This is a genomic window from Corynebacterium sp., from assembly GCF_022712195.1.
In the GTDB taxonomy this organism is placed as follows: Bacteria; Actinomycetota; Actinomycetes; order Mycobacteriales; family Mycobacteriaceae; genus Corynebacterium.
Genome location: NZ_JALAGY010000070.1, coordinates 13277 through 34277, shown reverse-complemented (window position 1 = coordinate 34277; position 21001 = coordinate 13277). Strand labels below are relative to the sequence as shown.

Sequence of the window (21001 nt, the reverse complement as noted above, 5' to 3'; positions counted from 1 at the left end):
GGCACTCACCGCGAGACGCGGTCGAGGTGGGTCGGTGCGAAAAGGTCCAGCACCGCACGAAGCACAACGACACGGGGTTCTCCGGAAGCCAACGCACGCGCGACTGCCGCCGGAGCGTCTTCGATCGTCGTGGACTCGGCCTTCACGCCGAAGGACTCCGCCAACTGGACATAATCGGGGCGCGTGAGCTCCGTCGCCGTCGCAGTACCGAAGGCACCCTCCATGTACTCACGAAGAATGCCGTATCCACCATCATCGACGATGAACCACACCACCGGAAGTTTCTCCTGCGCCGCGACAGCAAGTTCGGCGATACCGTACAGCGCCCCTCCGTCCCCGGAGACCGCCAGCACCGACGAGTGTTCTCCTTCGATACGGCGACCGAATGCTGATCCCAGTGCCGCCGGAAAACCGTATCCGAGTCCCCCTGCTCCCTGTGCCGAGGCGAACTCGTCATTTCGAACGTCCCATGCGGACCATGCCCAGTAGGCCAGTACCGTCATATCCCAGTAGACCCGAGTATCATCCGGTACTGATTCACGCAGACCGTCGATAAGCCGTCGTTCCTTGTCAAGAGGTTGGCCGGCGATTCTCTCGGAAACCGCCTTCAGCAAAGAGTTGACCCTGTGAACAGCATCGGCGCGCCGATGCGGATCGGATACCCGACCACGGGATTCAAGAAGGTCGTCGAACAAGGCCAGCGTTAGTCGGGCATCCGCGTGTATTCCGATTCCGCGATGATTGGAACCGAGCTTTCCCAGATCCGCCTCGACCTGTATGACTTTTCCCTGCGGCGCAAACGTGTGGTAGTTGCTTGAGAGCTCGCCTACACCACTTCCGACGATGAGCAGTACATCGGCTTCCTCGAGAAACTCTGTCGTGGCGATGTCCTCTATCCATGACCTCGCAGACAGGGGATGCGCCCAGGGCAATGCACTCTTGCCGCCGATGGTGCTCACCACCGGTGCATCCAGACGTTCAGCGAGGGACGTCAACTCACGTTCTGCAGCTGACCGAACCACGCCGCCACCGGCGAGTATCACCGGCTTCCTGGCGGTGTCGAGCAGCTCGACTGCACGGTCAACGACCTCGGAGATCGGTTCCAGAGGTCGAGGTGCAGCCCGGTCCGCAAGGTCACTTCCGGTGATCTGCGGGATGATTTCACCCGCGTCCTCCAGGAGGATGTCCTGGGGAATCTCGACCAGCACAGGGCCCTTCGGGGCGGTCGCCGCGATGCACCAGGCATCGGCGACGGCCGTAGGAATCTGACTCAGGTTTCGAACCGTCACCACATGCTTGACCACTCCACGGAACGAATCGGACTGCATGGGAAGCTCATGCAGGTAGCCGTGCCTCCCACCGCCCAGCCCTGCCACCGGGACCTGCGCACTCAAGGCGAGGACAGGAATCGAGGACGCCGCCGCCTCCTGCAGCGCCGCAAGGGACGTGAGGGCTCCCGGCCCGGTCGACAACAACAGAGGAGCCACGACTCCCCTTGCACGCGAGAATCCATCCGCCATGAAACCGGCGTTGTTCTCTACCCGTGCGCCGAGATAGTGAAGATCGGAACGCCTGAGGGCATCGAACAGTCCCAGTGCATGCTGTCCGGGAAGCCCGATCACTCCGCGGGCCCCTAGTGCGCGGAGAGTTTCCAGTACCACATCACCGCCGATGCGCACTCCGTCGGCAGTACCAGAATCCTGTTTGTTGGTCATCATTCCTCCTCGCTGTTGTGGTTAACCTTCGACTTCTTCCCCGATATCCGTACCTTCCACGCTGACAGTACTTCCGGCGCAGTCGGAGGTGTCATGAGAGACACAACCACGAAAACTACGAACGAAAGCAGCAGTCCCGCGTAGATCGGCTCATTGGCGAGAATCCCTCCGAGCCTTTCGTCCGCGTTCATCTCGAGGACGACCATGGTCACGATCGTGCCGAGAGTGCCCGCGACCATGGACCACATGGCCCCTTTACCTGTACCGCGCTTCCAGACGATCCCTCCGATGATGGCCACGAGCAGGCCACCGACGAGCAGGTCATATGCGATGGTCAACGCCGCTACGACATCGGGGACGACCATCGCGATCGCGAGCGTGAGCAGACCGAGTCCCAGCACCCACAGGCGGTTGCCTCTCACCTCGTCGCCGCCACCACCTTCGTCCGAGGTCGCTCCGGCCACAGGCACAGGCTTTCCCGTCAGGGAGCGCACGAGCGGTACGACATCTTCCTTTGCGACGGTGGATGCAGCGATCAGCCCACCAGAAGCGGTGGACATCATCGCGGCGAGGCCGCCGGCAAGTGCGATACCGCCGAGACCGGCCGGGAGAATCTCCGTCGCCACCTGGGCATAGACGTCGTCCCTGTTCTCGATCCCCGGGAGAAGCACCGCAGATGCCATCCCGATGACCGCGCCGGCGATCGCGAACAGTATGCAGTAGACGGCCGCGCCGGCGCCTCCCCACCGAGCAACCTGTGGAGACCTGGCGGTGAAGACCCGCTGCCAAATGTCCTGGCCGATCAGCAGCCCCAGAGTGTAGATCACGAAGTAAGTGATGATCGACTGCAGTCCGATGCCGCCGATATCAAAGAACTCGGACCCGAGTCGTTCGTGCATTCCCGACCAGCCCCCGGCGTCACTGAAGGACAACGGCAGCATCAGGAAGAATACTGCGACTGTGATGACCATGATCTGAGCCATGTCAGCAAGCGTGATCGACAGCATTCCGCCCGTCGTGGAGTAGAAGAGCACGATTCCCCCGCCGACGACGAGGGCCAGCCACCGGTCCCATCCGAAGAGAACGGTGAAGATGGAGGCGTAGGCGCTGGTCGACGTCACCGTGAGCATGACCGTGTAGCCGAGCATGACGACCGAGGCCACCCGAGTCGTCGTTCCCCCGTAGCGCAGGCCGAGCATCTGGGTGACGGTGTAGATCCTGAGCCGCTGCAGCAGGGGCGCGAAGCAGAGGCTCAGAATCAGGACGCCGACGCCGATGGCCGTAACCAGCCAGAACCCCGACAACCCGAATTCGTAGCCGAGCCCCATCCCTCCGACAGCCGAAGCTCCACCCAGCACCACGGCAGCCATGGTGCCCGCGTAGAAGACCGGCCCGAGCCTCCGGCCCGCCACAAGGTAGTCGGCACGGTTGTTGACCCTTCGCTGGCCCCACCAGCCGAACCACAGCATGACTGCCAGGTACAGCACGATGATGACAGTGTTTAACCAGTTCACAAGCTTCTCCCGTCAGTGGATTAGCCAATCGAGGGAGCCACGGCGTGGATACACGGTCGCGACCCGTATGCACATCCGTTGTGGTGTGGATCTCTTGATTGGTGGCGTGTGACGGCCTACACTAACCGGTAGTTGTCCACCAGGCAACATTTTTTATCCAACAGTTAACAGGAGGCGCGGTTCCATGAAGTCGCTCCCCGCCGAGTCCGGCGGATACAGTTCGCAACCGGGGCGCCGGCTCCGTGCCCTGCGCCAGCAGAACCGCATCACGCTGGACCAGCTGTCCCAGGCCACCGGCCTCTCCAAAGGATTCCTGTCCCGGGTGGAGCGCGACGTCACCAGCCCTTCCGTGGCATCGCTGGTCACGATCTGCGAAGTGCTGGGGGTGCCTCCTGGAGCGATCCTCGACACTCCTGACACCGACCTCATTCCGCTCGGAGAGGCCCCGATCGTCGATCTCGGCGGGGAAGGCATCACAGAACGTCTTGTCACCCCGCGGGGACGGCAGGACCTGCGAATACTCCACGCTGTCATAGACGGGAAGGGGGCCGGTGAGGACGAGCTCTACACCATGGACTGCACCGTCGAATCAGTCCACGTGATCTCGGGCCAGTTCGTACTCCAGACTCCCGACCAGGAGATACACATGCGCACAGGCGACACCGTGACCCTCCCCGGCTCGGAACCGCACTCCTGGCGTAACCCGAGTTCAGATCCGACGACGGTGCTCTGGATCCTCGCAACCACCTGAAAGACACCACGACGACATCACGAAAGGCATTTTCATGCTGCACACGCCCCGAGTAATCGACAACGGGAACATCGGCCCGGTCGACTCCTCGCTCGTCCCCCGCTACAGCGGGGAATCCACGTTCGCATTGCTGCCCCGTCTCAGAGACCTGGCCGCCGAGGGCAAGACCGCCGGGATCAAGGTAGTGGGGGTCCCGTTCGACACCGGCGTGTCCTACCGTTCAGGAGCACGCTTCGGCTCAGGGCACGTCCGACAGTCGTCCCGACTGCTGCGCCCCTACAACCCCGCCACCGACACCTCGCCGTTCGCACAGGTCCAAGTAGCTGACGCCGGTGACATGGCGGTCAATCCGTTCAACATCAACGAAGCGATCGAGTCCGTCGAGCACGACGCCCTGGAACTCACCGCTGACGGCAGTTCACTGATGACGATCGGAGGCGACCACACCATCGCCCTCCCCTTGCTTCGCGCAGCCACCCGCCGCGCAGGACAGCCGGTCGCCTTCCTGCATTTCGACGCTCACCTGGACACGTGGGACACCTACTTCGGCGCCGACTACACCCACGGGACCCCTTTCCGACGCGCCGCCGAAGAAGGCGTCATCGACACAGAGGCGATCTGCCACGTCGGAACCCGCGGCCCTCTCTACGGACACAAGGATCTGGAGGACGACAGGCGTTTCGGCTTTGGCATCCTGACCAGCTCGGACGTCTTCAGGCAGGGGGTCGACGAAATCGCCGACCGCCTGCGCGACCGCGTCGGCGACCGGCCCCTGTACATCTCGGTCGACATTGATGTCCTCGATCCCGCGCATGCTCCCGGGACAGGAACACCGGAGGCCGGCGGCATGACCAGCCGGGAGATCCTCGAGATCCTACGGAGACTCCGCGGGCTCAACATCGTGGGTGCAGACGTCGTGGAAGTTGCGCCCGCCTACGACCACGCCGAAATCACCGGCATCTCGGCGTCCCACATCGCCTATGATCTGATCACGCTGATGGCCGACCTCCGCGCCGGACAGCAGGCCTGACCGGGACCGCTCAACCGACGGGGCCGGCGGCACTCACCGCAGGACGCGGTCGACCAGGGCCTGCAGCCCCCACTCGAAGGGGTCGTCGGCGTAGGGGTTGGCCGCTCCGGACGGGGCGCCGGTGACCCGCGCGGTGAACGCCTGCACGACCGACTGGAACGTCGGGGCGTCCGACTCCTCCGGCGCGGAGGAGAAGATCTCCGTCGGCGCGTTGGCGTCCATCGCCGAGCCGTACAGGAAGGACTCGAAGGAGACGATCACGGTCACCACCTGTGACCGGGGCACACCGGCCGCCACGAGTCCGGCGGAGACGGTCTCGTACATCCGCCGGGTGGCGGGCGCGCCGGACACCGGCATCGTGGCGATGAGCGGGACGAGCTCCGGGTAGGCGGCGAAGACGTCGCGGTACGACCGGCCCCAGGCCCGCAGCGCCCCGGGCAGCCCGGCGCGGGGGTCCGCCGCGTCCACGAGGTCGCCCAGCGCGGACGCGTCCACGCGGGACATCACCGCGTCCTCGACCAGGAGCAGGAGGTCGGCCTTGTTGGCGATGTGGTTGTAGAGGGCCGACACCGACACCCCCAGGCGGGACGCCAGGCGTTTCATGGTGAGCCGCCCTTGCCCTTCCTCGGTGACCAGGGCGAGCGCGGCGTCGGAGATGCGGCCGCGGTCGAGCACGGGCGCGGTCGGCCGCCCCGCACGACGTCCCGTCCCGTGGTCCGTTCGGCTCTCCGTCATAACTGTCCAGGCCTCTCCGAGTGCTGTTCCGGCCGGCCCGGCGCCGCCCGGACACGGATGTCACACACAATTTACCTGAGCTTCCTGGGCCACATCGTCGCAGGTGGTGCATTACATCGGTCGGTCAGGTGGGGCCGGTGCGCGCCCGGTGCGGAATATTTTTCGTTCCGAAACCTGGCGTTCCCGCCGTCGCGGATGTACGGTCACGCTAAACGAATGTGGTTCATTTAACAAGGAGGACATGAACATGACCACCACCACTCACGAGCGCGACGTCGTCGTCATCGGCGCAGGTCCCGCCGGCCTCACCGCCGCACACACGCTCGCCAAGGCAGGGAAGACCGTCACCGTCGTGGAGGCACGCGACCGGGTCGGCGGACGCACCTGGAACGGCGCCACCGTCGACGCCGACGGCAACCCCCACTTCATCGAGATCGGCGGCCAGTGGATCTCCCCCGACCAGACCCGCCTGACCGACCTGGTCGACGAACTCGGACTGCAGACCTACCAGCGCTACCGCGAGGGCAAGTCCGTGTACGTCTCACCGGACGGCTCCCGCCACACCTACGAAGGCGACCGTCTCCCCTGCTCCGGGAAGACCGAGGCCGAGATGGACAAGCTCATCGCCCTGCTCGACGACCTCGCCGAAGAGGTCGGCGTCGAGGCCCCCTGGGCCGCCGAACGCGCCGCCGAACTCGACACCGTGCCCTTCCGCGACTGGCTCGCACAGCACAGCGACGACCGGGAGGCCATCGACAACGTGTCGATCTACGTCGCCTCCGGCATGCTCACCAAGCCGTCCTACGCCTTCTCCACGCTGCAGGCCGTGCTCATGGCGGCCTCCGCCGGCTCGTTCTCCAACCTGGTCGACGAGGACTTCATCCTCGACAGGCGGGTCGTCGGCGGCATGCAGTCCGTCTCCCTGGCACTCGCCGACCGGATCCGCGAGCTCGGCGGCGACATCGTCCTGTCCTCCCCCGCACGTGAACTGACCTGGGCCGAGGTGGACCCCACCACCGCCGACGAGGTCAACGGCATCCCCGCCGACGTCCGTGACGGCGTGCCGGACAACGGCGCACCCGGGACCGTCACCGTGGTCTCCGACAAGGTGACCGTGCACGCCAGGAACGTGGTGCTCGCCGTACCCCCGAACCTGTACAACCGCATCCAGTTCGTGCCGCCGCTGCCCCGCGAACAGCACATCGCCCACCAGCACATCTCCATGGGCCTGGTCATCAAGGTCCACGCCGTCTACGAGACCCCGTTCTGGCGCGGCAAGGGACTGTCCGGTACCGCCTTCGGCGGGGGACGCCTGGTCCAGGAGGTCTACGACAACACCAACGTGCAGGCGGACGCCGACGGCAACCCGGTCGAGGACGCCAACGGCACACTCGTGGGGTTCGTGTCCGACGTCTACGCCGAGCAGATGTGGGCCCTGCCGGAGGCCGAGCGCAGGGAGGCCATCCTCTCCGCGATGGCCGACTACCTCGGGCCGGAGACCATGCACCCGATCGCCTTCTACCTGTCCGACATGGCCGCCGAGGAATGGACCCGCGGCGCCTACGCCACCAGCTACGACCTCGGCGGACTCCACCGCTGGGGGCACCTGCAGAACCGGCCGACCGGCCCGATCCACTACGCGTGCTCCGACATCGCCGCCGAGGGCTACCAGCACGTCGACGGCGCCGTCCGGCAGGGCGAGGCCGTGGCCCGGGCCATCGTCGAGGGGCTCTGAGCCGTGGGTACCGCGCGCATCGTCGTCGGCTACAGCGCGACCTCCACCGGACGCGACGCCCTGCACCTCGGCATCGCGGTGGCGAGGAACCGTGACGCCCACCTGCACCTGGTGATGGTCGCCCCCGAGGACGACGTCTTTACCGCGGCCCAGCCCTTCGACCAGAGCTACGGCCGGATCCGGGACCGGCAGCTGCAGACCTGGCTCGACGAGGCCGCGACGGGCATCCCCGACGACGTCCCCTGCACCACCCACCTCGTCCCCGCCCAGTCCGCACCGGAAGGCCTCCTCGAGGCCACCCGGCGGCTCGACGGCGGCCTCATCGTCACCGGTTCCCGCCCCGGCGGACTGCTCCGCCGGCACCGGCTGGGCACCATGGCGTCGCACCTGCTCCACGCCTCCCACGTCCCGGTCGCCCTCGCACCGGCCGGCTACGAGCACCCCGGCCCGCTCGGGCACGTCACCGCCATGTTCGGCCCCCGGCGCGGGGTCACCGACCTCATCGGCGAGGCGATCATCACCGCCCGCGACCGCGGCATCCCGCTGCGCCTGGTCTCACTGGTCACCCTCGACGTCAGCGACCGGGCGGTGCCCGCCGACGAGTCCGGGGTGACCAGCGGGGTCCTCGAGGACCTCCAGACCTACGCCACCACCCGCCTGGCGGAGGACGCCGCCGAGCTCGTCGAGGCCGGCCGGGCCACCACACACATCGCCACCGGACGCGACGTCCCCTCCGCCATGGCCGAACTGACCTGGCACGACGACGAGATCGTCCTCGTCGCCTCGTCCCGCCTGGCCAGCCACGGCCGGATGTTCCTGGGCTCCACCTCCACGAAGATGCTGCGGGTGGCGCCGGTCCCGGTGATCGTCATCCCGTCCGGCTACACCTTCCGGGACGCCGACCCGGCAACCGACCCGGCAACCGACCCCGACCCGGAGGTCTGAACACCATGACCACCCCCACGACAGGCACCACCCCCACCACGGCCCCGAACGACAAGGGCCTCGCCAAGGGGCAGATCGGTGTCCTCGGCACCGTCGTCATCGGCGTGGGCTGCATCGCCCCCGCCTACACGCTGACCTCCGGGCTGGGCCCCACCATCGCCGAGGTCGGCGCCCACGTTCCCGCGATCCTCATCCTCGGGTTCCTCCCGATGCTCCTGGTGGCCTTCGGCTACCGGGAACTCAACTCCCGCTTCCCCGACTCCGGGACGTCCTTCACCTGGGCCACCAAGGCCTTCTCCCCGTGGGTCGGCTGGATGGGCGGCTGGGGGCTGATCGCCGCGACCGTGATCGTGCTGTCCAACCTGGCGGCCGTCGCCGTGGACTTCCTCTACATCCTGCTCGGGCAGGTCCTCGGCAACCAGGACATCGCCGACCTCACCCGGAACCTCTGGGTGAACATCCCCACCACACTCGTCTTCATCGCGATCGCCGCCTGGATCTCCTACCGCGGCCTGGGGTCGACGAAGATGCTGCAGTACATCCTCGTGGCCGTCCAGCTGGTGGTGCTCACCGCCTTCGCGGTCTCCGCGATCGTGCAGGCGAACAACGGCAGCTCCTTCGACCCCACGCCGGTCAGCCTCGACTGGTTCAACCCGGCGGGCATCGAGAACTTCTCCGTCATCGCCGCCGGGATCTCCCTGTCCATCTTCATGTTCTGGGGCTGGGACACCACCCTGACCATGAACGAGGAGACCAAGGACCCGAAGACCACCGCCAGCCGGGCGTCCACCATCACCGTGCTGATCATCATCGCGCTCTACACACTGTGCGCCGTCGGCGTGGTGGCGTGGGCGGGCACCGGTTCGGAGGGGTTGGGGGCCGGCAACCCGGAGAACCAGGAGTCCCTGTTCGCCGCCCTGGCGGGACCGGTGATGGGACCGTTCGCGATCCTTATGTCGATCACGGTGCTGACCTCGTCCTTCTCCTCCCTGAACTCGACGATGATCTCCCCGTCCCGCACCCTGCTGGCCATGGGCTACTACAAGGCCCTGCCGCCGGTGTTCGCCAGGATCAGCCCGCGGTTCCGCACCCCGTCCGTCGCGACGGTCACCTCGGCGGTCGCCGCCGGCGCCTTCTACACCGTCACCCGGCTGATCAGCGAGAACGCCCTGTGGGACACCATCACCGCCCTGGGCCTGATGATCTGCTTCTACTACGGCATCACCGCACTGGCCTGTGTCTGGTACTTCCGCCGGGAGCTGTTCGTCTCCTCCCGCAGCATCGTCTTCCGCTTCCTCTTCCCGCTGATCGGCGGGATCGTGCTGCTGGTCATGTTCTTCCAGACCGCCGTGGACTCCCTCGACCCGGACTACGGGTCCGGGAACTCCGTCGCCGGTGTGGGCATGGTCTTCATCCTCGGCGTCGGCGTACTGCTCCTCGGGGTGGCGCTGATGCTGTGGACCAGGGTCTTCCACCCGGCGTTCTTCCGCGGCGAGACCCTGCCCGTCACCGAGTCCACCAGCGACGGACAGGAGGTCCTCGAATGACCACCGTGGCACCCACCCTGATGCCCGCCGAGTGGGCCACCCACGAGCGGACCTGGATGGCCTTCCCCACCGCCAACGACACCTTCGGCGCCGAGGGGTCCGGCACCCTTGACCGTGCGCGGGCCGCCTGGGCACGCGTCGCACGCACCGTCGCCCGGTACGAGCCGGTCACCATGGTCGTCGACCCCGGGGACCTGCGCATCGCCGGGGACCTGCTCGACGGCACCACGGACAGCGCCGGTGTCACCCTGGTGACCGCTCCCCTGGACGACGCCTGGATCCGCGACTCCGGCCCCACCTTCGTCCACGCCGCCGACGGCACACTGCGCGCGGTGAACTGGATCTTCAACGGGTGGGGAGCCCAGTCCTGGGCCGCCTGGGACGACGACGCCCGCCTCGCCACCACAGTCGCCGGTGCCGCCGGTGCCGCCGGCGTCCCCGTCGACGACTCCCCGCTGGTCTGCGAAGGTGGGGGCCTGCACGTCGACGGCCGCGGCACCGTGCTGCTCACCGACACCGTCCAACTCGACCCCGACCGCAACCCCGGCTGGACGAGGGGCCGGGTTGAGGAGGAGATCCACGCCCGGCTGGGCACCCGCCACGCCGTGTGGCTGCCCCGCGGCCTCACCCGTGACTACGACGGCTTCGGCACCCGCGGACACGTCGACATCGTGGCCACGTTCACCGAGGCCGGCCATGTGCTGCTGCACCGGCAGGACGACCCGGCCCACCCCGACCACGGGGTCACCCGCCAGCTCCGCGAGGTGCTGGAGGGTGCGGTCGACGCGGACGGCGAACCCCTGACCGTCGTCGACCTCCCCGCCCCCGGCATCCTGCGGGACGGGGAGGGCTGGGTGGACTACTCCTACGTCAACCACCTGGTCTGCAACGGTGCGGTCATCCTGTGCGCCTTCGGCGACGCGCACGCCGACGAGCGGGCACGGGAGATCCTCGCGGCGTCCTACCCCGGACGCGAGGTCGAGCTCGTCGACGCCCGGGACATCTTCGCCTTCGGCGGCGGGATCCACTGCATCACCCAGCAGCAGCCCGCGGTCGCCCCGGAGGTGGGCCGTGGCTGAGCGTTACGACGTGACGGGCAGGTCCGTCGCCGACCTGCGCGCCGACCTCGAGAACGGGACGACCACCTCCGTGGAGCTGGTGGAGGCCTACCGCGCCCGGGTCGCACGTTTCGACCGGCCCGACCCGGCCCGCGGCGACGGACTCGCCGCCGACGGCGGCGTCCCGCTCAACGCGGTCATCGTCGACAACCCCCGCGCACTGGACGAGGCCCGCGCCTCAGACGAGCGCCGGCGGGCCGGCTCCACCCTGGGCCCCCTGGACGGCATCCCCTACACCGCGAAGGAGTCCTACCTCGTCCGCGGGCTGACCGCCTCGGCGGGGTCACCGGCCTTCGCCGACCTCGTCGCGCAGCGGGACGCCTTCACCGTCGAACGTCTCCGCGCCGGCGGTGCGGTCCTGACCGGGCTGACCACCATGCCGCCGATGGCGAACGGCGGGATGCAGCGCGGCCTCCACGGCCGGGCCGAGAGCCCCTACAACCCCGGTTACCTGACCAGTGCCTTCGCCTCGGGGTCGTCGAACGGTTCCGGTACGGCGACCACCGCGGAGTTCGCCGCCTTCGGCCTGGGTGAGGAGACGTGGTCGTCCGGCCGCGCCCCGGCGTCGTGCAACGCCCTGTGCGCGTACACCCCGTCACGGGGGGTGATCTCCACCCGCGGCAACTGGCCGCTGGTGCCGACCATGGACGTCGTCGTCCCCCACACCCGCTCCATGGCCGACATGGCCGAGGTGCTCGACGTCGTCGTCGCGGACGACCACACCACCCGCGGCGACTTCTGGAGGATGCAGCCGTGGGTGGACGTTCCGGCGTCCTCGGCGGTGCGGCCGGCGTCCTACCGGACGTTGCTCGACGACACCCCGGGACTGGCCGGGGTGCGTCTCGGCGTCCCCGCGATGTACGTCAACGCCGACGGGGAGGCGGGTACCGGCGGAGACCGCACCGCGGACACCGGTGTCGGCGGGCCGATGGGCCGCCGGATCGAGACCTCCGAGGGGGTCGTCGCACTGTGGCGGTCCCTGCGGGAGGACCTCGAGGCGGCCGGGGCGACCGTCGTCGAGGTGGACTTCCCCGTGGTCACCAACTACGAGGGCGACCGTCCCGGGGCGCCGACCGTCTCCACCCGGGGGCTGGTCAGCGCGGACTACCTCGACCTGGAGGTCGGCGTGCTCGCCGCCTGGTCCTGGGAGGACTTCCTGCAGGCCAACGGTGACCCGTCGCTGCACTCGCTCGCCGACGTCGACGGGGCACGGATCTTCCCCCACCCGGACGGGGCGCTGCCCGACCGGTACGACGGTTTCGACGACGACATCGCCACCTACCCGGCGCTCGTCGCGGAGACCGGGTACTCCGGCCCGTCCGACCTCACCGGTGGCCCGGTGTTCCGGCTGCTGCCGGAGGGGCTCCGTGGGCTGGAGGAGACCCGACGGCGCGACCTGGAGGACTGGATGGACGACCTGGCGCTCGACGCTGTCGTCTTCCCCGCCATGGCCGACGTGGGCCCCGCCGACGCCGACACCGACCCGGACTCCGCCGACCTCGCGTGGCGCAACGGCGTCTGGGTCGCCAACGGCAACCTGGTGCCCAGACACCTCGGGATCCCCACGGTCACCGTGCCGATGGGGACGGTGACCGACACCGGGATGCCGGTGGGGCTGACGGTCGCCGGACGGGCCTGGGACGACAACCGTCTGCTCCAGCTCGGGGCCGACATCGAAGCAACCGCACCGGGCGGAACCAGACGCACACCACCACACACCACTTCCACCACCGAAAGGTCAGTGTTATGACTGCACTAGCCCCAAAGCCTGGGCAAGGCGCTCCACCGGGAATGTCGACGAATAAAAAACCCGACTCCGAAGTTTCAGAACATGGCCCCGAAACCCGTGGCATCGAGTTCATCTCCGAAGATAAACGCCTCGGCCGTCCGGGCTCCCTGTTCTGGGTGTGGGCCACCCCGAATATCAGCTTCCTCACCATCACCCTGGGTGCTGTACTTGTCGCAGGGCTCGGGCTCAGCTTGTGGCAGGCCCTCGCTGTCACTGTGATCGCCAATCTCGGATGGATCCTCGTCGGCATTCTCGCAGTCAGCGGACCGGCGGCAGGTACGTCTGGTTCCGTTATCACCCGGGCCATGTACGGGATCAGAGGCAACAAACTCATTGTCGGTCTCTACGGTTGGCTGCTCTCCGCTGTCTACCTGTCACTGACCTGGTCAGCGGCGTCCGTCAACGGCGTAGGACTGCTCTCCCGGCTCGGGGTGCCGTCGAATGCCGTTGTCGACGTAACTGTAGTAATCCTCATCTCTGCGGTCACCGCCCTCGTCGGAATCTACGGTCACGGACTGATCACCCGGCTCTATCCTTATGTCGCCAACGGCCTGGCCGTGGTTTTTCTCGTCGCCGCGGCATTCATGATCCCCCACTTCGACCTGAGCTACCAGCCGACGGAGCAGCTCACCGGCACATCCCTCGCAGCGACTATGACCGTGGGCATCGCCATCCTCGCTTCCGCGCCGCTCTCGTTCTTCAACAGTCCGGACATGGCCCGCTACCTGCCGAGTTCAACACCGAAATGGAAGACCGCCGCGGCAACCGGGTGCGGCGGTGCGACCGCGGGCATCATCTTCACCATGGTCGGCGCCCTCATCGCCACCGGCGCGGGATTCGACATGATCGGTGATCCTCTGGGAGCTTTCGAGACCGCCATGCCCGCCTGGTTCTTCCCCATCTTTACCCTGGGTGTCATCGTGGCCGCAATCGGTCTCAACGGCATGACGATCTACAGTGCCAGCCTTTCGCTGCAGGCCCTCGGTATTCCGCTCAAGCGCATCCCGTCCACACTTATTATCACCGTCATCGGCACACTTCTGACGATCGTCTCCGTGGCCGTCTATGACTTCACCACCTCAGTGTCGCTGCTCCTGCAGCTGATTGTCATCGCCTCCGGACCATTGATCACCGTCTTCGCCACCGATGTGATCCTGCGACGGAACCGCTATGACGGCCGAATGTTACTCGACGATGCCCCGGGCAGCCCCTTCTGGTACCGCAACGGATGGAACTGGAACGGTCTGACCAGTGTCTCCGTCGGCGGATTAGCTGCGCTGCTGTGCATCGACACCGACGTCTTCGTCGGCCCGGTGTCCGGCCTCACTGGGATGGACCTCTCGATCCCTGTCGGCATCTTCGTCAGCGCCGGAGTCTACTTCTTTCTCTTCCGCAGGGCCTCCACCGAATACCCGACTTCCCTCTAGGAGCAGAACATGACCACGATCTACCACAACACCACCATCTTCACCGCAAACGCTGACGGCAACACCGCCGCCGCCTTTGCGGTTGACGACGGGCGTTTCATTGCGGTGGGGTCTCTTGACGACGTCCGTACCGCTTCCGCCGACTCAACAACGCCGGTCGAGGAGATCGACCTGAACGGGAGCTTTGTCGCCCCCGGTGTCATCGACTCGCACACCCACCTGGCCTCTTTCGGCACGGCCCTAGGCAAGGCACAGCTGCGTGACTGCCGGTCGCTGGAGGAGATCCAGCAACGTCTTCTTGACTGGCGCCGGGAGAATCCGGATGCTCCCCGGGTCCTGGGGGTCAGTTGGTTGTTTGACGCCATCGGTGATTCGCACCCCACCGCTGCGATGCTCGACGACGTCCTCCCCGACATCCCCGTCTACCTCGACGCCAACGACCTCCACTCCACCTGGCTGAACACGGCTGCTCTCCGGGAGGCCGGCATTGACCGGGACACCCCTGATCCTGTCGGCGGAGAGATCGCCCGCGACGACTCGGGCGAGGCAACCGGTCTTCTCTACGAGACTGCCGGGCGCAAGTACGCCTGGGACTTCCTCGACAGGGTCACCACCACCGAGGACAGGATCCGCTCGCTGCGTCTGGCGTTCTCCGCGTACCTGGAATCCGGGGTCACGGGAATCACCGACATGGCGCTGACGGAACCTGAGGTGTCCGGGCTACGCACCATCATCGAACGTGACGGCCGTCTGCCGTTCCCCATCACCGGGCACGTCCTGATGATCGCCGAAAGTGATCCCCAGGCGAACCTGGACCAGGTCGACCGGGTCATCGCGTTGCGGGAGGAACTCGAGGCCAGCGGCGAATCCGAATGGTTCAGGATCGCCGGCGTGAAGTTCATCATGGACGGAGTGATCGACGCCAAGACGGCAACAATGTGCTGCCCGTACGCCGATGGATCGAACGCCGACCCCATCTGGGAGGCCGAACGGATGAAACCGGTTGCCGCAGCGGTGGACGCCGCTGGCCTTCAGATCGCCATGCACGCCATCGGTGACCGCACCAGCGAGATAGCGATCGAGGTCCTTGAGCACTGCGCCACGGAGAACCAGGGTGACATCAGGTCGCGCCGCCACCGTATCGAACACCTCGAGAGTGTCACCGATGACACGATCCGTCGGATGGCTGAGCTCGGCGCCGTCGCCTCCATGCAGCCGGTGCACAGCGATCCGGCGATATTGGACAACTGGAAGGCCGTCCTCGGAGACGAACGACAGGAGCGCGGCTTCCCGTGGCACAAGTTCCGTGAGGCAGGTATCCCGATGACACTGGGAACCGATGCTCCGACGGCACCCCACGAGGCACTTCCTAATCTGTATATCGCTCTGACCGGTGGTTCCTCCCTGTCACCTTCCCTGCCGCCGTACCACCCGGAGCGCGCATTCACCCCCGCTGAGGCGCTCACTGCACTCACTGCCGGAGGTGCCTACGCTGGACATATGGACAGCACCGGTCAGATTCGGCCCGGGTTCCGGGCGAACTTCATCGAAATGGACGTCAACCCCCTCGACGTCGATCCCCGTGATGTCCTCGGAGCTGAGGTCCTTGCCACCTACGTTCTCGGGGAATGCGCGTACTCCTCGACAGCTGACTACACCGACAAGAACTGACTTCCCCGAACTCTCAAGGAGAACACCATGTCCGAGTCCACCAACCCCACCTACCGCAGCATCGACGTCGCCACCGGCGCCGTCCTGTCCGAGCACGCCCACGCCACCGACGCCGAGATCAGCGCCGCGCTCGACGCCGCGCACGGTGCCGCGGCGACCTGGGGCGCCACCAGCGTCGAGGAGCGTGCGGAGATCGTCCGCCGGGTCGCCGACCTGTTCGCGGAGCGTCAGGACGAGCTCGGGACTATCATCACCCGCGAGATGGGCAAGCCCGTCGCCGAGGCGCCCGGCGAGGCCGAGTTCAGCGGGGACATCTTCCGCTACTACGCTGACAACGCCGGGAAGCTCACCGAGGACCTCGTCATCGAGGACACCGCCGAGTCGCGGACGGTGGTGCAGCGGCGTCCCGTCGGGGCGCTGCTGGGCATCATGCCGTGGAACTACCCCTACTACCAGGTCGCCCGGTTCGCCGCCCCGAACCTGATGCTGGGCAACACCATCCTGCTCAAGCACGCCGAGAGCGTCCCGGAGTCCGCCCTGGCCATCGAGAAGATCATGGCCGAGGCCGGTGTGCCGGAGGGCGTGTACACCAACATCTTCGCCACCCACGACCAGATCTCCACGGTCATCGCGGACCCGCGGGTCCAGGGGGTGTCGCTCACCGGGTCCGAGCGTGCCGGTGCGGCGATCGCCGCGCAGGCGGGTTCTGCCCTGAAGAAGGCCGTGCTGGAGCTCGGCGGGTCCGACCCCTACGTGATCCTGTCCAGTTACGACATCCGCGCCGCCGCGCGTAACGCACTGGAGGTCCGTCTGGAGAACACCGGCCAGGCGTGCAACTCCAACAAGCGCATCATCGTCCACGAGGACGTCTACGACGAGTTCGTCGACGAGGTGGTCCACATCGTCGGTGCGCTGACGCCGTCCGACCCGGCGAAGGTCGACAACGTGCTCGAGTCCTTCGGCCCGATGTCCTCGGAGGGTGCGGCGGACAAGATCGTCTCGCAGATCGCCGCGGCGGTGGAGTCCGGTGCCACGCTGCGTACCGGGGGCGAGCGTGTCGGCGGCGGGTACGCCGACGGTTTCTACGTCTCCCCTGCGGTGATCACCGACATCGAGGTCGGGTCCGACATCTACTACGAGGAGTTCTTCGGCCCGGTGGTACAGGTGTACAAGGTCTCGTCGGACGAGGAGGCCCTGGAGCTGGCGAACAACACACAGTACGGGCTGGGCTCCACCGTCTTCGCCACCGAGGAGGGCCGCGCCGAGAAGTTCGCCGACGGCCTCGAGGCGGGCATGGTGGGCGTCAACCAGTCCGCCCCGGAGACCGAGGAGATGCCTTTCGGCGGGGTGAAGCGCTCCGGGTACGGCCGGGAGCTCGGGCCGCTGGGCATGGACGAGTTCGTCAACAAGCGCCTGTTCTCGGTGAAGAAGTAACCGGGACACCGCCCCTTTTCCGCCGCCTGCCGAGGGGGCTACGGCAGGTAGGCCGTGCCCTTCATCACGACCCGGGCCGTCCGGGCCACCCCGGCGGAGAGCAGTTCCCCGCCGGAGGTCTCCGCCAGGACGGTCACCGTCCCCTTGGGGTGCCGGAGGGTGGTCTCCCGCTCGGGCGGGCCGGGCAGGACGGCGTCCATGACCGTGCCGGTCAACACCGCCGCCGAGCCGAGGGCGAGGGCCACCGTCACCGGGACGGCGTGGTGGAAGACCCCCAGCGAGGTCACACGCACGTCCACGTCGGCCCCGTCCGTCCCCGGGGCCACGCACGCCACCTTCGGGACGACGGCACTCTCCGGCATCCCGATGCGCCGGGCCGCGTCGCGGCGCAGCAGCTCGATCCGCTCCAGCAGCCCGGCGTCGGCGTTGAGCTCGTCCCGGGTGAGCCCCACGTCGACCCCGACCCGGCGGGCGTCGACGATGACAAGGGGGTTCGTCACGTCCACCACGGTCGCCTCCACGCCACCGGCCAGTGTGGTCACGGCACCGGACGGGAACACCGCACCGGTGGTCTCGCCTCCGGGGGCGAGGAAGCTCAGGTCGACGCGGGGGACCTTCCCGCCCTCCGACGCGTGCTCCACCACGAAGTTCGCCCCGGTGTTGGCGTTCCACACCCGCAGCGTCGCATGCTCCCCGCAGCCTTCCACCAGGCCCTCGTCCAGCGCGAAGACACCGACCGCCGCGCTGAGGTTGCCGCAGTTCCCGGTCCAGTCCACGGTGGTGGACGTGATCGCCGGCTGGGCGAAGACGGTGACCAGGTCGACGTCCCGGGGGCATGCCCCCTCCCACGGCAGGCCCGCGAGGTCCGACGGCACACCGACCGCCATCACCTTCGAGTTCGATGACGCGCCGCCACCCAACCCGTCGACGGCGAGGGGGTCCGGTGCTCCGGTCAGGCCCACGCAGAGTGCGTCGCGGGCGTCGCCGTCCCTCGGCAGGTCACTCAGGCGCAGGAACACCCCACGGCTGGTACCGCCACGAATCACCGACACGGGGATCTCATCTGCCATGGTCCTCATCATCCACGAACCACGGTCCGGCGGCCAACGGGACAGGCCCGGCGCTCAGCACGCTCAGCGCGTGGTGTAGCCGCCGTTGGCGAAGATCGTCTGCCCGGTGATCCACCAGCCGTCGGTGGCCAGGAAGCGGATGATCGGCGCGATGTCCTCGATCTGCGTGAGCTGGTTGCCCATGGCCTGGGACTTGTGGAACTCGACCCGCTCCGGGGTCTCCTGCCCGTAGAAGAACGGCGTGTCCATCGGGCCGGGGGCGACGGCGTTCACCGAGATCCCGCGGTCGGCGAACTCCTTGGCCGCGGCGCGGGTGAAGTGCTCCACCGGGGCCTTGCCTCCGGCGTAGGTGGAGTAGCCGTCGGTGAAGGCGGCGAGCAGTGCGGTGACCACGGTGATGACCTTGCCGTCGTCGGCCAGGTGCCGTCCGGCCTCCTTGAGGAAGAAGTAGGCGGCCTTGGCGTTGATGTCGAGCATCGAGTCGTACTCGTCCTCGGTGGTGTCCACGATCGGCTTCCGCAGCACCTTGCCCACGGTGTTGACCGCGACGTCGATGCGCCCCACGGCCTGCTCCGCCTCGGCGAAGAGGGTCGCGACGTTCTCCGGGACGGTCAGGTCGGCCTGGACGAGTGCCGCCCGGACGCCCTGCGCCTCGACCGCGGCGAGGGTCTCCTGCGCGTCCCCGAGACTGGAGTCCGAGTTGTAGTGGATCACCACGTTGGCGCCGGCCTCGGCGGACTGGCGTGCCACCAGCCCGCCGAGGTTCTTGCCGCCGCCGGCGACCAGGACGTTCTTTCCTTCGAGTGAGTGTGTGGTCATGGATTCCTCCTGTGGTGCGTGGGTGTCTGACAGTTCTCATTATCACCGACATGTGTTCATATATCGGTGATATGTGCGCTACCGTAGCAGCATGGCCAGGGACGTGTCGACAGGAACGAGGGAGAAGCTGATCGCCGCAGCAGCGGACATGATCGCCCGCTCCCCCGGCGAGGACTTCTCGCTGCGCGCGGTCTGCGAGACCGTCGGCGTCACCCTGCCGACCGCGTACCACTTCTTCGGATCCAAACAGGGGCTGGCCGACGCCGTGGTCGAGCACGGTTTCGACATGTACGTCTCCCGGAAACAGGCGATGGAGTGGACCGGCGACCCGGTCCAGGACATCCGCACCGGGTGGGACGCCCACGTCGACTTCGGCCTGGAGAACCCGGGCTTCTACGCGATGATGTACGGCAAGGTCCAGCCCGACCACGCCCCCGCCGCCCAGTCCCGGCCCGACGAGATCCTGCTCGGACTGACCACGCAGGCCGCCGACCAGGGACGTCTCGTCGTCCCCCCGGAACAGGCCAAGGCCCACATCCTGGCCACCAACATCGGCGTGACCCTGCGGCAGATCATCCGGGGCGAACCGGACCCGGAGCTGTCCGCGGCGGTCCGTGAAGGCGTGATCAGCGCCATCACCGGCACCAGCCCCCGGCAGAACGCGTCGACCGACCGCGCGCTCTCAACGACCTCGGAACTCGCCGCCGCGCACCCGGAAGTACTCGGCGCCGCCGAGACCCGGCTGTTCCAGGAGTGGCTGCAGCGCCTGCGGACCGCACACACCACCACCTCAGGAGAAACACCGTGACCACCGGACGGATGAACGCCCTCGCCTGGACCTCCGAGCTTCTCGGCCTGCTCATCGTCGTCCTCGGTGTGCTGAACGTACTGCCGGACAGGTTCCTCGTCGCCGGGCTGCTGCTGATGGTCGTCGGCATCCTCGCCAAACTCCGCGTCAACCGGATGTCCCGGGAGAACTGACCGCCTACAGCTGCCGTCGAGAGACGAAGCGGTAGCGGTCGCCGCGGAAGGCGGACTCCGTCCACTCCACCGGACGCCCGTCCCCGCCGAAACCGGTGCGGTGGACCAGGAGCAGCGGCAGCCCGGTGCTGACCCCCAGCAGGTCCGCCCGCACCGGGTCGCACGGGATCGTCTCCACGACGTCCTCGACCTCACGGACGGCCATGTCGTACTCCGCGGCCAGCATCCGGTACAGCGAGTCCTGCGCCTCCAGCCGTCCGGTCAGTTCGGTGAGGTCACCGGGCAGGTGCACCGTCTCATGCGCCAGTGGCTCCCCGTCCACGGTGCGCAGCACCTCGAAGCGGGTGACCTGCGCACCGTCCTCCAGCCGGAGGTTCTCACGCACCACGTCGGACGCCTCCTCGCAGCGGGCGGAGACGACCACGCGACCGGGACGCCAGCCCTGCGACACCGCGTTGCTGGAGAACGAGACCTGCGGAAGCAGCAGCATCTTCGGCGCCGCCACGAAGGTGCCCCTGCCCTGTGTGCGCTCGAGACGCCCGTCCGCGACGAGTTCGGCGATCGCCTGCCGCACGGTGGTCCGGGAGGTGCCGAAACGTTCGGCGAGCTCCCGCTCGGTGGGCACGGCGGTGCCGGGCTCGAGACCTGCGGTGAGCTCGAGGATCTGGTTCTTGACCAGGTAATACTTGGGCACCTTCATGGCTACACCGTACCGGTATT

The 21001-nt window shown here is 67.4% G+C and carries 18 protein-coding genes; 12 read left to right on the top strand and 6 right to left on the bottom strand.

The features are described from left to right. Positions 1-5: 5 nt before the first annotated feature. Together Q0A34_RS09260 and Q0A34_RS09255 are read right to left on the bottom strand one after the other, a co-directional pair. The gene (locus Q0A34_RS09260; protein ID WP_291479708.1) at positions 6-1715 is read right to left on the bottom strand and encodes a thiamine pyrophosphate-binding protein; all 1710 of its coding nucleotides are present in this window, start codon (positions 1713-1715) and stop codon (positions 6-8) included. Continuing rightward, on the bottom strand, positions 1715-3184 hold the full coding sequence (locus tag Q0A34_RS09255) for a sodium:solute symporter (protein ID WP_291479715.1): 1470 nt from the start codon (positions 3182-3184) through the stop codon (positions 1715-1717). Before Q0A34_RS09255 ends, Q0A34_RS09260 begins: the two co-directional genes overlap by 1 nt. A gap of 229 nt (positions 3185-3413) precedes the next feature. On the opposite strand from Q0A34_RS09255, the gene Q0A34_RS09250 reads away from it, so the two are divergent. Beyond that, positions 3414-3980 (top strand): XRE family transcriptional regulator, encoded by a 567-nt coding sequence (locus tag Q0A34_RS09250; protein ID WP_291479707.1) that lies wholly within the window; start codon positions 3414-3416, stop codon positions 3978-3980. Positions 3981-4014: 34 nt separating this feature from the next. Next, on the top strand, positions 4015-5010 hold the full coding sequence (gene speB, locus Q0A34_RS09245) for an agmatinase (protein WP_291479706.1): 996 nt from the start codon (positions 4015-4017) through the stop codon (positions 5008-5010). A 33-nt stretch (positions 5011-5043) separates the two neighbouring features. On the opposite strand, the gene Q0A34_RS09240 is transcribed toward speB, so the two are convergent. Further along, positions 5044-5745: a TetR/AcrR family transcriptional regulator gene (locus Q0A34_RS09240; protein WP_291479705.1), complete on the bottom strand. Its 702-nt coding sequence runs from the start codon at positions 5743-5745 to the stop codon at positions 5044-5046. A 247-nt stretch (positions 5746-5992) separates the two neighbouring features. On the opposite strand from Q0A34_RS09240, the gene Q0A34_RS09235 reads away from it, so the two are divergent. From Q0A34_RS09235 to Q0A34_RS09200, 8 genes are read left to right on the top strand one after another with little or no spacing between them, the layout of a single operon-like run. Next, positions 5993-7480, top strand: a complete 1488-nt coding sequence (locus tag Q0A34_RS09235) for an NAD(P)/FAD-dependent oxidoreductase (protein WP_291479704.1) — start codon at positions 5993-5995, stop codon at positions 7478-7480. 3 nt (positions 7481-7483) lie between these two features. Next, positions 7484-8425, top strand: a complete 942-nt coding sequence (locus Q0A34_RS09230) for a universal stress protein (protein ID WP_291479703.1) — start codon at positions 7484-7486, stop codon at positions 8423-8425. A 5-nt stretch (positions 8426-8430) separates the two neighbouring features. Beyond that, on the top strand, positions 8431-9972 hold the full coding sequence (locus Q0A34_RS09225; RefSeq protein WP_291479702.1) for an APC family permease: 1542 nt from the start codon (positions 8431-8433) through the stop codon (positions 9970-9972). Further along, positions 9969-11051, top strand: coding sequence for an agmatine deiminase family protein (locus tag Q0A34_RS09220; protein WP_291479701.1), 1083 nt, complete (start codon positions 9969-9971; stop codon positions 11049-11051). Before Q0A34_RS09225 ends, Q0A34_RS09220 begins: the two co-directional genes overlap by 4 nt. Next, positions 11044-12840 carry an amidase gene (locus tag Q0A34_RS09215; protein ID WP_291479700.1) on the top strand — a complete coding sequence of 599 codons (1797 nt, stop codon included), beginning with the start codon at positions 11044-11046 and terminating at the stop codon, positions 12838-12840. Before Q0A34_RS09220 ends, Q0A34_RS09215 begins: the two co-directional genes overlap by 8 nt. Positions 12841-12881: 41 nt before the next feature. Continuing rightward, positions 12882-14306 (top strand): cytosine permease, encoded by a 1425-nt coding sequence (locus Q0A34_RS09210; RefSeq protein ID WP_291479699.1) that lies wholly within the window; start codon positions 12882-12884, stop codon positions 14304-14306. A gap of 9 nt (positions 14307-14315) precedes the next feature. Continuing rightward, complete coding sequence (locus Q0A34_RS09205; RefSeq protein WP_291479698.1) at positions 14316-15977, top strand: amidohydrolase; 1662 nt, start codon at positions 14316-14318, stop codon at positions 15975-15977. A 27-nt stretch (positions 15978-16004) separates the two neighbouring features. Then, positions 16005-17411, top strand: coding sequence for an aldehyde dehydrogenase family protein (locus Q0A34_RS09200; protein WP_291479697.1), 1407 nt, complete (start codon positions 16005-16007; stop codon positions 17409-17411). Positions 17412-17449: 38 nt separating this feature from the next. On the opposite strand, the gene Q0A34_RS09195 is transcribed toward Q0A34_RS09200, so the two are convergent. Further along, positions 17450-18481, bottom strand: coding sequence for a PrpF domain-containing protein (locus Q0A34_RS09195; protein WP_291479696.1), 1032 nt, complete (start codon positions 18479-18481; stop codon positions 17450-17452). Between the two features lie 63 nt (positions 18482-18544). After that, entirely contained in the window at positions 18545-19300 is a 756-nt protein-coding gene (locus Q0A34_RS09190) for an SDR family oxidoreductase (RefSeq protein ID WP_291479695.1), read from the bottom strand. A gap of 91 nt (positions 19301-19391) precedes the next feature. Here Q0A34_RS09190 and Q0A34_RS09185 point away from each other — a divergent pair, with 91 nt between their 5' ends. Beyond that, positions 19392-20108, top strand: a complete 717-nt coding sequence (locus tag Q0A34_RS09185) for a TetR/AcrR family transcriptional regulator (protein WP_291479694.1) — start codon at positions 19392-19394, stop codon at positions 20106-20108. Next, positions 20105-20281, top strand: coding sequence for a hypothetical protein (locus Q0A34_RS09180; RefSeq protein ID WP_291479693.1), 177 nt, complete (start codon positions 20105-20107; stop codon positions 20279-20281). The genes Q0A34_RS09185 and Q0A34_RS09180 overlap by 4 nt, the downstream gene beginning before the upstream one ends. Positions 20282-20285: 4 nt before the next feature. On the opposite strand, the gene Q0A34_RS09175 is transcribed toward Q0A34_RS09180, so the two are convergent. Then, positions 20286-20981 carry a GntR family transcriptional regulator gene (locus Q0A34_RS09175; protein ID WP_291479692.1) on the bottom strand — a complete coding sequence of 232 codons (696 nt, stop codon included), beginning with the start codon at positions 20979-20981 and terminating at the stop codon, positions 20286-20288. Positions 20982-21001: the final 20 nt, after the last annotated feature.

Bases quoted from the DNA above. Each gene is read 5' to 3' on its own strand.
- Q0A34_RS09250 (WP_291479707.1), top strand. From the start codon at position 3,414: ATGAAGTCGCTCCCCGCCGAGTCCGGCGGATACAGTTCGCAACCGGGG.
- Q0A34_RS09175 (WP_291479692.1), bottom strand. From the start codon at position 20,981: ATGAAGGTGCCCAAGTATTACCTGGTCAAGAACCAGATCCTCGAGCTC.
- Q0A34_RS09220 (WP_291479701.1), top strand. From the start codon at position 9,969: ATGACCACCGTGGCACCCACCCTGATGCCCGCCGAGTGGGCCACCCAC.
- Q0A34_RS09195 (WP_291479696.1), bottom strand. From the start codon at position 18,481: ATGGCAGATGAGATCCCCGTGTCGGTGATTCGTGGCGGTACCAGCCGT.
- Q0A34_RS09210 (WP_291479699.1), top strand. From the start codon at position 12,882: ATGTCGACGAATAAAAAACCCGACTCCGAAGTTTCAGAACATGGCCCC.
- Q0A34_RS09235 (WP_291479704.1), top strand. From the start codon at position 5,993: ATGACCACCACCACTCACGAGCGCGACGTCGTCGTCATCGGCGCAGGT.
- Q0A34_RS09200 (WP_291479697.1), top strand. From the start codon at position 16,005: ATGTCCGAGTCCACCAACCCCACCTACCGCAGCATCGACGTCGCCACC.
- Q0A34_RS09205 (WP_291479698.1), top strand. From the start codon at position 14,316: ATGACCACGATCTACCACAACACCACCATCTTCACCGCAAACGCTGAC.
- Q0A34_RS09185 (WP_291479694.1), top strand. From the start codon at position 19,392: ATGGCCAGGGACGTGTCGACAGGAACGAGGGAGAAGCTGATCGCCGCA.
- Q0A34_RS09190 (WP_291479695.1), bottom strand. From the start codon at position 19,300: ATGACCACACACTCACTCGAAGGAAAGAACGTCCTGGTCGCCGGCGGC.
- Q0A34_RS09225 (WP_291479702.1), top strand. From the start codon at position 8,431: ATGACCACCCCCACGACAGGCACCACCCCCACCACGGCCCCGAACGAC.
- Q0A34_RS09255 (WP_291479715.1), bottom strand. From the start codon at position 3,184: ATGCTGTGGTTCGGCTGGTGGGGCCAGCGAAGGGTCAACAACCGTGCC.
- speB (WP_291479706.1), top strand. From the start codon at position 4,015: ATGCTGCACACGCCCCGAGTAATCGACAACGGGAACATCGGCCCGGTC.
- Q0A34_RS09260 (WP_291479708.1), bottom strand. From the start codon at position 1,715: ATGACCAACAAACAGGATTCTGGTACTGCCGACGGAGTGCGCATCGGC.
- Q0A34_RS09240 (WP_291479705.1), bottom strand. From the start codon at position 5,745: ATGACGGAGAGCCGAACGGACCACGGGACGGGACGTCGTGCGGGGCGG.